Below are 12,366 nucleotides of genomic sequence, written 5' to 3' on the forward strand. Positions count from 1 at the left end.
GAAACCTTTCTAGTTTAAAATTTTAAATCCTCTTCAATTTTTCACATTTTATTATGCCACAGTTCATTTATAAAATCCATACCCAAAACATGCAAAAAGACGATATTCTAAATGTATCCTTTGAAAACCAAAGGCACTGCAAAATATCGTCTCTTCTTGTTTGCATTTTCATCTTTTGCTTCGCCGCTACGATTCCTTTGCGTTTTTATACGCCTGCTCATAGAAAAATTCCTGCGAATTTAAACATGTTTCCTGATTCTTCGGAATTTTATAATTTCCCCTGAAATCCTCCTCCCGCGCCTTTTGATTGTCACTGAGCATCGTAATAAACATTTCCGTCAGCTGCATTTTCAGTTCCGGATCATAAACAGGTGCCGCAACCTCTACCCGGCGCAGAGTATTTCTGGTCATAAAATCTGCAGAAGCAATGTAAACTTTTTCTCTTCCTCTACTTCCGAAAATATAAATGCGGGAATGCTCCAGAAACCGACCCACAATGCTCCTTACCTGAATATTCTCCGTTTTCCCTTTGATCCCCGGAATTAAACAACAAATTCCCCGAATCACCATATCAATTTTCACTCCCGCGCAGGACGCCTCTGTCAGCTTATCCATAATCTTCTTATCTGTAAGAGAATTCATTTTTAAGCCGATATAGCTGTCCTCTCCGGCTTTTGCATGTTCTATTTCCTGATCAATCATTTCCAGAACTCGATTTTGCAGGCAGTTGGGCGCCACCAGAAGATGATTGGATGACTCTACCGTGTCCCCCATTGACAGCGCCTGAAACACATCTGCCGCTTCCATTGCAATATCAACATTGGCAGTCATCAACGATAAATCGGTATACAATCGGCTGGTTTTTTCATTATAATTTCCGGTTCCGATCTGGGTAATATATTCTACATGCCCTTCGATTTTTCTTGTAATCAGACATAATTTAGAGTGAACCTTATAACCGTCTAATCCATAGATCACACGGCATCCGGCATCCTCCAGTCTTCTGGACCATTCAATGTTGTTTTCCTCATCAAAACGAGCCTTTAACTCCACTAAAATGGTGACGTCCTTTCCGTTTTCTGCCGCTTCAATTAAGGACTCCACAATTTTACTCTGCTTTGCCACACGATATAACGTCATTTTAATGGAAACTACGTTTTTATCGTTTGCTGCCTGCGAAAGCAAGCTTAAAAACGGACGCATACTCTCATAAGGATAAGACAGCAGTTTATCTTTTTGGGCAATTTGGTCCATGATCGGCTCATCCTCGGAAAACTGCGGAGATTTCTGTGGAACTCTCTTCTCAAAGAACAAATGGTTTTCTCTCCGAAGAATGTCCTGTACCCCAAATACAAAGGATAAATCCAACGGCGCCTGACTGTAGAAGACGTATCTCGGATCTAAATCCAGATATTCACATAATAAATCAATGATTTCTCCGTCCATTTCCTTGGATAATTCCAGACGAACCGGCGCCAGCTTCTTTCGTTTCTTTATTAACTGAATCATAAAATCACGATAGTCGAGATCTTCATCATATAGAGCATCGGCATCAATATCTGCATTTCTTGTAACCCGAATCAAGGCTTTTGCTTTTACATGATATCCTTTAAAAACCCTTGGAACATAGTGGAGAATCATCTCCTCCGACAACATATAATCTCCGTTATTTGACGATTTAATCAATCTTTGAAATACCTGATTTCCACATGGAATGATGCCAAGCTTTTCCTTTCCGCTTTTTGTCTCCAATACCGCAACCACATAGATCTCCTTGTTTTTCAAAAAAGGAAACGGCTGTCGTTTTCCTATGATCGTAGGCGAAATTAACGGAGCAATCTCTGCCTGAAAATATGCTCGAAGATATTCACTTTCCTTCTTGGATATCTTTTGGAAGTTTACCAGCTTAATTCCGTAATCTTCCACCTGCTCCATAATTTCTTCATAAACACTGTCCTTTCTGCGGTTTAATTTCCTCACCGCGGGCATGATCGCTTCCAGCTGTTCGTTTGGCGTCATCTTCGTTTTATTTTCTTTCATATCCCGGTCAATTAACATCTGATCAATCAAAGATCCCACACGCACCATAAAAAATTCATCCAAATTGCTCTGATAAATCGAAGCAAAGGTTAAACGCTCGCATAAAGGAACCTCTTTATTTTCTGCCTCTTCCAGTACGCGCTCATTGAATTTCAGCCACGAAAGTTCCCGATTCATAAATATCTTCTGTTCTGTTTTCATTCTATCCTCCAAAAAGCTTTTTGACACATTATCTTTCCGGGATGCTGAAGACGCATCCCGTCTCACATCGACAGACGGCATCTGTTTAGGTTTTTCTTATATTTTACGATCCTTCCGTTAAAAATAAAGACACGCTATGTTAAGTTTTTGTAAAATTCTTTCTTAATTCTGGATTTTCTTCTATCCGTTTACACCGGGAAAAATCTATGTTAAACTCAAATGGAACCAGATATAAACTGTAAAAGGAAGCAAAACTCATGAATCAAAAAGTATTACAAACCTTGGAATTTGATAAAATTATAAAAATATTAACAGAATATGCCACAACGGAGCTTGGCAAAGCCATGTGTTCGGCTCTGACACCTATGACTGAAGAATCTCATATTTTAAATGCCCAGGACCAGACACAGGATGCATTGACACGAATTTATCAGCGTGGAAATGTATCTTTTTTTGGCGTAAATGATCTGTCTGCCTCTCTGGCAAGATTAAAAATGAAGGGAACCCTGGGAATCGGTGAACTTCTTGATATCGCCCGGCTTTTAGAAACTGTAAAAAACGCTGTTTCCTACGGCGTTCGGACTGACGATGAAACGGAAGCGGATTCTCTGGATGATCTGTTTGAAAGCCTGCTTCCAATGGAAGACCTTCTGCGTGAAATTCGCCGCTGTATTATCTCTGAAGAAGAAATCAGTGATGATGCCTCCTCTTCATTAAAGAGTATTCGTCGTGCCATCAAACAAACCAACCAGAAAATTCATTCTCAGCTAACGGCTATGGTAAGCGCTTCTTCCAATCAGGACAAGCTTCAGGACGCCATTGTGACCATGCGAAACGGACGTTACTGTATTCCGGTAAAACAAGAATACCGCAATTCCTTTCAGGGGATGATTCATGACCAATCTGCCTCCGGCAGTACACTTTTCATTGAACCGATGGCTGTGGTTGCTCTAAACAATGAACGAAAAGAACTGGAAGGCAAAGAGCAGACGGAAATTGAGAGAATTTTATCTCTGTTAAGTGAACAGGCTTCCTATGGTATTGACGATCTTGCATCCAACCAGAAAACCTTAGTCCTTCTTGATTTTATTTTTGCAAAAGCAAAATATGCAAAAGATCTCAACGCATCCAAGCCCATCTTTCGAGAAGACGGTATTATTCAGATTAAACATGGTCGCCATCCGCTTTTAGACCAAAAAAAAGTCGTGCCGATCAATGTTTCTCTTGGAAAAGATTTTTCCATGCTGATTGTAACCGGTCCGAATACCGGTGGAAAAACGGTTTCCTTAAAAACCGTTGGACTTTTGACTTTGATGGGACAGTCCGGACTGCATATCCCGGCTTTTCAGGGATCATCCCTTGGTATTTTCCGGGAAGTTTTTGCCGATATCGGAGATGAACAAAGTATCGAACAAAATCTCAGTACCTTTTCCTCTCATATGACAAATATTGTCTCCATTGTACAACAGGCACATGGTGATTCTCTTGTACTGCTTGACGAGCTCTGCGGCGGAACAGATCCCATCGAAGGAGCCGCTCTTGCCATATCCATCCTGACGGATCTCCATGACAGAGGAATCAAGACTATGGCAACGACACATTACAGTGAATTGAAAATGTTTGCCCTGTCTGCCGATGATATTGAAAATGCCTCCTGTGAGTTTGATGTGGAAACGCTTTCCCCGACTTATCGGCTGATGATCGGAATTCCCGGAAAAAGCAACGCCTTTGCAATTTCCAGAAAACTGGGATTGGATGAACATATTATCGAAGGCGCCTCCGGTCAGATCGACCAGTCCGTAAAAGATTTTGAAAGTATCCTTACGGATCTGGAACAAAGTAAGCAGACCATTGAACAGGAACAAGAGGAAATTTTAGAGTATCGAAAGGAAATAGAATCCCTCCGACAAAGCTTAAAATCCAAGCAGGATCATCTCAAAGAAAAACGGGAAAAAATGCTCCGGGAGGCACGAGAAGAAGCTCATAATATTATTTCCGAAGCAAAAGAAATCGCAGATTCCACCATCAGGGAATACAATCAACTGAAAAAACAACGCAATCACCCTGATACTAACAAGAAAATGGAACATATGCGTAGCGATCTCCGCGGTCATATGAGCAAACTGGAAAACCAGATGGCATACAAATCTAAAAAACGCCGGAAACGCCATCATGATCCTGTGGATTTTCATATTGGAGATGAGGTTTATGTGACCAGTCTTTCGTTGGCGGGAACTGTTTCCACTCTCCCCAACGCTAAGGGGGATCTCTATGTACAGATGGGAATGATGCGTTCCTTAGTCAACATCAAAGATCTTGAGATAACAAAAACAATACAGGAAGTGAAAAAAGAAAATCAACGAAATGAAAGCAGAAACCGCGGACGAACTTCCATTCAAAAAGCGGCTTCCATCAAGCCGGAAATCAATGTTATGGGAATGACTGTCGATGAGGCCGTTTCCCAGCTGGATAAATATATTGACGATGCCTGCCTTGCCAATTTAAATCAGATAACCGTAGTGCACGGAAAAGGCACCGGCGCTCTGAGAAAGGGTCTTCACACCTACTTCAAGCAATTGAAAAAGCAACATAGGATTTCCGGATATCGCGATGGCGAATACGGAGAAGGCGATCTGGGCGTGACCGTCGTATTGCTGTGACGCATAATTTCTAAAACTTAACAAACCGGAGCCATTGTACAAACTTAAAAACGGCTCCGGTTGATCTTCTCTTTCGATAAAAGTCGAATCTCTATTTCCAGACTTCTTCTGCGATTTCTTTTACTAGGGCTAATTTTGCCCACTGTTCTTCTTCCGTCAGTTTATTTCCGATTTCACAGGATGCAAATCCGCACTGTGGACTTAGATACAGGCGATCCAACGGAAGATACTTCGCTGCCTCTTTAATTCTTTGAATTATAGTCTCCTTATCCTCAAGTTTTGGTGTTTTTGTCGTAATTAACCCAAGAACTACCTTTTTATCACCGGATACCTTTGCAAGAGATTCAAAACCTCCGGACCGCTCATCATCAAATTCCAGATAATAAGCTTCCACATTTTCTTTCGCAAACAATGTCTGCGCCACACTGTCATAAGCTCCGCTGCTTGCATAGGTGGAGTGGAAATTACCTCTGCATACATGCGTACTGATCACAAGATCTTCTGGTTTTCCTTCGATAGCTGCATTGTTAAGTTCCAACAATTCATTCTTGATTTTTTCAAGTCCTGCCGCATCGGTTCCAAAAAATTCACAGGCTTTCGGGTCCACTAACATTCCCCAGGAGCAATCATCAAACTGAAGATTTCTGCATCCTGCCGCATAAACATCCTGAATAAACTGCTGATATCCTTTTGTAATATCTTTTGCCAATTCCTCCTTGGTTTCGTAAAATTTCTTAGAATTTTCCCATGCAAACGGCATAATCATCTGTTCCATAAACTGTGCCGGCGCCGGAATTGTAAGTTTGGCTACGGTACTCTCATCTTCCAAAGCTTTTACAAATTTAAAATCTTCTACAAACGGATGTGCTTTGTAAGCAACCTTTCCGGTGAGATAAGTGTCATCAATCATGGCTGCCTCACCGTGAAACGGAAGTCCCGTCTGGGTTTTACTGTGACCAACACCTTCAAATCCCCACATAAAATCCAGATGCCATGTGGCTCTGCGAAATTCACCATCTGTAATAACATGGTACCCTGCCGCCTTTTGTTTTTCCACCAAATTCCGGATGCATTCATCCTCTGTCTTTGTCAGTTCTTCCCTGCTGACGCTCCCATCTTCATATGCTGCTCTCGCTTTCTTTAAACGTTCCGGTCTTAAAAAACTTCCCACAAAATCATATCGAAACGGTGTACGAAATGTACTCATATTATATCCTCCTGCAAAGCTAAATTTATTGTTTACTCACCACTTGTCATAACCGGTGCTTTTTTACGTACACTTAGTTTACCTCAAAGAAATCCTGTTGTGAAATACCGAAAAAAAATAGTTGGTTATAGTGATAGACTATAACCAACAAGGTAATGCAATAAGACCTTGCGAAACGAAACAAAGCGGAGCAAATCCCTCAATCCTTGAGGGACTCACTCCGCTTTTCCTTCCATGATGTATTTACACTTCCGTCAATTTGATTCCATTATTTCAATCTGACACGCCTTCATGGCTTCCAGCGCGCGAACATGACTTTCCCGCGTAACCCCCGCACAGCATAAGGAATCCACCATCAGTCTCGCCTCCGGAAATGCCGCCTTTAGGATCATGGCATTGGAAATTACACAAATATCCGTACATAATCCAATCAGCTGAATCTCAAGATCCTCACCGACAAAATCCTCTTTGATTTGCTCTGCCAGTTCTATCGAGCCAAATGCTCCCTTCCTGCAAAACGTATGAACCCGTCCTTTAGTTTTGACAAGCGCTTCCATAATTTCCGAATTTAACGCCCATCCGTCCTCACCGCAAATACAGTGCAGAACCGGAAGATTTTTCCCCTCCCGGGTTTCCAGATAATTTTCGGAATGAGTATCTAAGGTTCCGTAAATATCTCCCTGAAACTCAAGAATTTTCTGTGCTGCATAAGATACGATCTTCTGTGCTTCCTCCGTTCCCAGTGAGCCGTCAATAAAGTCATTTTGTAAATCGATTGCCACTAATAGTTTCTTCATTGCAGCCTTTCTCCCACTAACTGATTTACCAGCTTTCCATCTGCCTTTCCTTTGACTCTCGGCATTAAATTCTTCATCACGTTTCCCTTATCCTGCATTGATGGATGCGATATGCCCAGCTCGCTTAAAACAGAGTCAATCTCAGCCCTGATCTGCTCTTCACTCATCTGCTCCGGTGCAAATTCCTCCAGTACAGCCAGCCTTGTCCTGCATTCTTCTATAATATCTGTCCGGTCCGGCGGACAGGACTCCATGGTTTCTTTTGTCTGCTTGATTTCCTTTGCAATAATTGAATTTTCTTCTGCCTCCGTCAAATCCTCTCTTTTATCAATCTGTGCATTTTTTAACGCATTCAACAGCATGGAAAGACTTTCTTTTCTCTCTTTTTCCTTCTTTTTCATTGCAGTCATCATTTCTCTGCGAATTACATCAATCATACTCATCGTATTGTCCTCCTCCAATTTTCTATTTCTGTTAAATTTCCCAGTAATATAAACTTCCTTCTATCTCCCGCCGATAAGAACTTGCGAGCCATACATCCCTGTAAGTACGAACTTCCAAAAAAGACTCGCTCTTCTCCTTTAAGAACAGATCCTTTTCAAAAACATGGACATAAACCGGATCTCCCACTCGCTCCTCCTCAAAAATCTGCCCTGCATCAATATAAGCACTTCCAATATCCAGTCTTTTTCCCTTTCGTCCGCAGATTTCGGTCTGCTCATACACCAAAATATCTTTTGTCATAAATAAAAACAACTTGATCGGATGTACCCAGAGACAGTCCTCGGAAACGACTTTCATATCACACGGAATTCCGCGGCCGCAAATATAGTCTCGCAGCATATGAAGGCTTTTTCTTTCTTCCCGATTCCCTGCTTTTAAAATCCCCATGCCTCCGAGTTTGGATACTTTGGCAACTGACTGTTCCTCAAGAATCATCACTGCTTTTCCCTGTTCCTTTTGGAAATGCGCCTCAATTCCGTGGCGCAGCGTTGCTCCGATGTAGACAATGTCTGCTTTCTGATCTCTTCTCAGAATCGGATAGTCGGGAAATTCCATTTTTTCCTGCCAGATTGAATGCATAACTTTCACCTCATTTTTTAAGTAGTATATGCATTTTCTTTTTTAATATTGGCATTTCCCGACAGTTCTCGGATATGGAATCACATCTCTGATATTGCCGATTCCTGTTACATACATTACCATTCGTTCAAATCCAAGACCGAATCCGGCATGGCGCGTCGATCCATATTTCCGAAGATCCAGATAAAATTCATAATCCTCAGGATTCATCGCATTCTCTTCCATACGTTTCTTCAGCTTGTCCAGATCATCTTCTCTCTGACTTCCTCCGATTATCTCTCCAATCGCTGGTACCAGAAGGTCCATCGCTGCTACCGTCTTTTCATCCGGATTCATTTTCATATAAAAAGCCTTAATCTCTTTCGGATAATCCGTAACAAACACCGGTTTCTTGAAAATCTCCTCTGTTAAAAAGCGCTCGTGTTCTGTCTGAAGATCCGTTCCCCAGGATACCTTATATTCAAACTGATCATTATGCTCTTCCAGAAGTTTTACTGCTTCTGTATATGTGACCCGTGCAAAATCGGAAGAAACTACATGTTCCAACCGTTCTATCAGTCCTTTGTCAATAAACTGATTAAAAAATCTCATCTCTTCCGGTGCATGCTCCATAACATAGCCAATAACATATTTGATCATCTGCTCTGCCAGTATCATATTGTCGTCCAGATCGGCAAAGGCAATTTCCGGTTCAATCATCCAGAATTCTGCCGCATGCCTTGTGGTGTTGGATGCTTCTGCCCGAAACGTGGGACCAAAGGTATAAATATTCCGGAATGCCTGAGCAAAGGTTTCTCCTGCCAGCTGACCACTGACGGTAAGGCTTACCGGCTTCTTAAAAAAATCTTCCTCATAATCTACATGTTGTCCTGCAAGATTCTCAAGATCCATGGTCGTTACCTGAAACATTTCTCCCGCTCCCTCGCAGTCCTGTCCGGTAATAATCGGCGTATGCACATAAACAAAATCTCTTTCCATGAAAAACTTATGAATCGCGTAGGCGGTGAGAGAACGTACGCGAAAAACAGCTTGAAAGGTATTGGTCCTCGGACGCAAATGAGAAATCTTTCTTAAATATTCTAACGTATGACGTTTCTTTTGCAGTGGATAATCGGATGGGCATTCTCCCTCCACTACAACGCTGTTTGCCTGGATTTCAAAAGGCTGTTTTGCTTCCGGAGTCAAAACCAAAATTCCCCGGACAATCACAGATGATCCCACCGTCAGTTTGCTGATTTTTGAAAATTCCTCAAGTTCCTTTCCATAAACAACCTGTATCGGCTCAAAAAAAGTTCCATCGCTGATTACCAGAAATCCAAAGTTTTTTGATCCCCGGTTATTCTTTACCCAGCCACAAAGTTCTACTTCTTTCTGATCATATGTCCTGGCATTTTTATATAATTGTCTTCCTGTTATCATATCCATAATTTGGATACCTCCGCATTCTTAAAATTCAAATAGATTCAGCCCGGTTTCTTCATCAAACCTGCGATCTACGCTGCCGTCAATCTCTGTTAATACAAGCTCTCCGGTTCCGCTGATCACTGCTTCTGTCAGATGTCCTCCGAAAACATTTCCCTGTTCATCGGAAAAACTAATATGAAAGTGTGTATAAGTTTCCCCATCCATGGTGTTAATATTCCCGGCAATGGAAACAATCTCTAAATCACCCTTCCATGTCTGACCCTTAAATGCCTTTTCCTGTGTGTCAAACACACCGGCTGTAATCTTGCCTGCCGCGCCAATCCCTGTCAAATATGCCAGTTTGATATTTTCTTTTTTTGCTACAATTTTTAACTGCTCGCAGATTTCTTCTCCCCGGTCGATCCGAAGAACATATTGATGATTAAATTTTCTGTATTCCATATTGCTGATTCATCCTTTCTGTGTGTTTTCTTTGATTATAAAACAAGCTGATCTGTTCAACAAGGGGAAAGATCAAAGAAAAGGCGCCAGCTGTTTCTATCGCTGACGCCTTCATCAAATAATCTTTCCTTTTGATCTGATTGTGATCATAACCGTTCTAATAATTAATTACCATGTGCTGTGCCCCATTAAGGAACGTAACACTACCACGGGATCACTGTAAAAAGTCCACCCGCAATCAATGCTCCAAGGATCGGTCCAATCACCGGAATCCATGCATATCCAAAGTTTGATGTTCCCTTTCCCGGAATCGGCAGAACCGCATGTGCAAGCCTCGGTCCAAAATCCCTTGCCGGATTAATGGCATATCCAGTAAGTCCTCCCAGAGACATACCAATCGCCACAATAATGGAAAACACAAAGAAATAATTTAATCCCATGGAGCTTGCATTCTCTACATTTCCAACTCCCAAAATCGCAAACACAAGAACGAACGTTCCGACCATTTCGCTCAACAAATTTAATAAGGTATTGGAAATCGATGGTGCCGTACAAAAAACACCCAATTTTGCAGCCTGATCTTTTGTTGCTTCAAACTGCCCTGCGAATAGTACATACACCAGTATGCCGCCTGCAAATGCCCCGGCGATCTGAGCCGCCACATACCCCGGCACCATAGACCATGAGAAATTTCCGATTGCCGCAAGGGCTATGGTCAAAGCCGGGTTAAAATGAGCTCCGGATGCCGCTCCGAAAATAAATGCGGGAATTAATACCGCAAATCCCCATGCCAACGTAATCTGCGTCGCTCCTGCCCCTTTCATTCCCGATTTCTCAAGATTTACATTGGCAACCACGCCGTCTCCCAGTAAGATTAAAATCATTGTTCCTAAAAATTCTGATATATATGGTAACATTGTCAATCCTTCCCATCTCTCTTCCTTTATTCAATTATAATATCGCTAACGTTCTAATTTTTTGCCCATCCGAACGAATATTGAATGGCTTTTTCCCATCCGGCAAGCTTATTCTTCCGATCCGCCTCTTCCATTGCCGGAGCAAATTCACGATCAATATTCCAGTTTGCAATCACATCGTTCTTATCTTTCCAATATCCCACTGCAAGACCTGCCAGATAAGCTGCTCCCATCGCCGTTGTCTCCACACATCTCGGACGGCGTACCTGCGTATTTAAAATATCAGACTGGAACTGCATTAAAAAGTTATTGGCGCTGGCGCCTCCGTCTACTTTTAAAGCACTTAGCTGAATTCCACTGTCTGCCTCCATCGCCTTTAAAACATCATAAGTCTGATATGCCAGAGATTCCAGTGTCGCACGAATCACATGATATTTATTTACCCCGCGGGTAATTCCCACAATGGTCCCCCTTGCATACTGATCCCAATGAGGCGCGCCCAGTCCTGTAAACGCCGGAACCACATAACATCCATTGGTGTCCTTCACTTTTGATGCCATATATTCAGAATCCGGAGAAGAATCCACCAGCCGCATTTCATCACGAAGCCACTGAATTGCTGCTCCTGCCACAAAAATGGAGCCTTCCAGCGCATAATTGACTTCTCCGTCCAGTCCCCACGCAATGGTTGTTACCAGTCCATTGGTTGAAAAGACCGGTTTTGTTCCCGTGTTCATAAGGAGAAATGCACCGGTTCCGTATGTATTTTTTGCTTCTCCCGCAGTAAAGCAAGTCTGTCCGAACAATGCCGCCTGCTGATCACCTGCTGCTCCGCCAATCGGAATTTCTTTTCCGAAAAAAGAAGCATCTGCCATTCCATAGACTTCACTGGATGGTCTTGCCTGTGGAAGCATGGATTTTGGAATTCCCAGCTCCTGCAAAATCTCATCATCCCACTGCAACGTATTAATATTAAATAACATGGTACGTGCCGCATTGGAATAATCTGTGACATGAACTTTTCCTTTGGTCAGCTTCCAGATTAACCATGTCTCCACCGTACCAAAAAGCAGATCCCCTGCTTCTGCTTTTTCTCTTGCTTCCGGAATATGATCTAAAATCCATTTTACTTTTGTTCCGCTAAAATACGCATCAATGATCAATCCTGTCTTTTCGCGAAACTGATCTGTAAACCCTTTTTCCTTCAGCTCATCACAAAACTCAGATGTCCTTCTGCACTGCCAGACAATGGCATGATACACTGGTTCTCCGGTATTTTTGTCCCATACAATCGTTGTCTCTCTCTGATTCGTAATTCCGATTGCAGCGATCTGATCCGCTGTAATGTTCAGCTTATTCATCGCTTCTACTGCAACTCCGAGCTGAGAAGACCAAATCTCATCCGCATCGTGCTCCACCCATCCCGGATGTGGAAAATACTGTGTAAATTCCTTCTGCGCCACACTGCAAATGACTCCCTGCTCATTGAACAGAATACAGCGATTGCTGGTAGTCCCTGCATCCAGTGCCATAATGTACTTTTTCATTGACATTACCTCCTGATAAAAAATAATTGCAACAGCAGAAAAGTCTTG

Annotated in this window: 10 protein-coding genes; 1 reads left to right on the top strand and 9 read right to left on the bottom strand. The window is 42.3% G+C overall.

Features of this window, described 5'->3' with window-relative positions; translation table 11 throughout:
• Positions 1-186: 186 nt before the first annotated feature.
• Positions 187-2,268 carry a polyphosphate kinase 1 gene (gene ppk1 / locus AC27EF_RS05005; RefSeq protein WP_487109329.1) on the bottom strand — a complete coding sequence of 694 codons (2,082 nt, stop codon included), beginning with the start codon at positions 2,266-2,268 and terminating at the stop codon, positions 187-189.
• A 230-nt stretch (positions 2,269-2,498) separates the two neighbouring features.
• On the opposite strand from ppk1, the gene AC27EF_RS05010 reads away from it, so the two are divergent.
• Positions 2,499-4,901 carry an endonuclease MutS2 gene (locus tag AC27EF_RS05010; RefSeq protein WP_487109330.1) on the top strand — a complete coding sequence of 801 codons (2,403 nt, stop codon included), beginning with the start codon at positions 2,499-2,501 and terminating at the stop codon, positions 4,899-4,901.
• Between the two features lie 91 nt (positions 4,902-4,992).
• Here AC27EF_RS05010 and AC27EF_RS05015 read toward each other — a convergent pair whose 3' ends face one another.
• The 8 genes from AC27EF_RS05015 to glpK form a co-directional block, all read right to left on the bottom strand.
• A complete protein-coding gene (locus AC27EF_RS05015; protein WP_487109331.1) occupies positions 4,993-6,108 on the bottom strand; it encodes a 5-methyltetrahydropteroyltriglutamate--homocysteine S-methyltransferase in 1,116 nt (371 codons plus the stop codon).
• Positions 6,109-6,362: 254 nt separating this feature from the next.
• The gene (locus tag AC27EF_RS05020; RefSeq protein WP_487109333.1) at positions 6,363-6,905 is read right to left on the bottom strand and encodes a cysteine hydrolase family protein; all 543 of its coding nucleotides are present in this window, start codon (positions 6,903-6,905) and stop codon (positions 6,363-6,365) included.
• Positions 6,902-7,348, bottom strand: a complete 447-nt coding sequence (locus AC27EF_RS05025; protein ID WP_487109334.1) for a GatB/YqeY domain-containing protein — start codon at positions 7,346-7,348, stop codon at positions 6,902-6,904. Before AC27EF_RS05025 ends, AC27EF_RS05020 begins: the two co-directional genes overlap by 4 nt.
• A 31-nt stretch (positions 7,349-7,379) precedes the next feature.
• On the bottom strand, positions 7,380-7,988 hold the full coding sequence (locus AC27EF_RS05030; RefSeq protein WP_487109335.1) for a hypothetical protein: 609 nt from the start codon (positions 7,986-7,988) through the stop codon (positions 7,380-7,382).
• Positions 7,989-8,030: 42 nt separating this feature from the next.
• The gene (gene asnS / locus AC27EF_RS05035; protein ID WP_487109336.1) at positions 8,031-9,413 is read right to left on the bottom strand and encodes an asparagine--tRNA ligase; all 1,383 of its coding nucleotides are present in this window, start codon (positions 9,411-9,413) and stop codon (positions 8,031-8,033) included.
• 21 nt (positions 9,414-9,434) lie between these two features.
• Positions 9,435-9,854 (bottom strand): PPC domain-containing DNA-binding protein, encoded by a 420-nt coding sequence (locus AC27EF_RS05040; RefSeq protein ID WP_487109337.1) that lies wholly within the window; start codon positions 9,852-9,854, stop codon positions 9,435-9,437.
• Between the two features lie 203 nt (positions 9,855-10,057).
• Positions 10,058-10,771: an MIP/aquaporin family protein gene (locus tag AC27EF_RS05045; protein WP_487109338.1), complete on the bottom strand. Its 714-nt coding sequence runs from the start codon at positions 10,769-10,771 to the stop codon at positions 10,058-10,060.
• A 53-nt stretch (positions 10,772-10,824) separates the two neighbouring features.
• Positions 10,825-12,318, bottom strand: coding sequence for a glycerol kinase GlpK (gene glpK / locus AC27EF_RS05050; RefSeq protein WP_487109339.1), 1,494 nt, complete (start codon positions 12,316-12,318; stop codon positions 10,825-10,827).
• Positions 12,319-12,366: the final 48 nt, after the last annotated feature.

It is taken from the genome of Anaerostipes stercorihominis, from assembly GCF_057535655.1.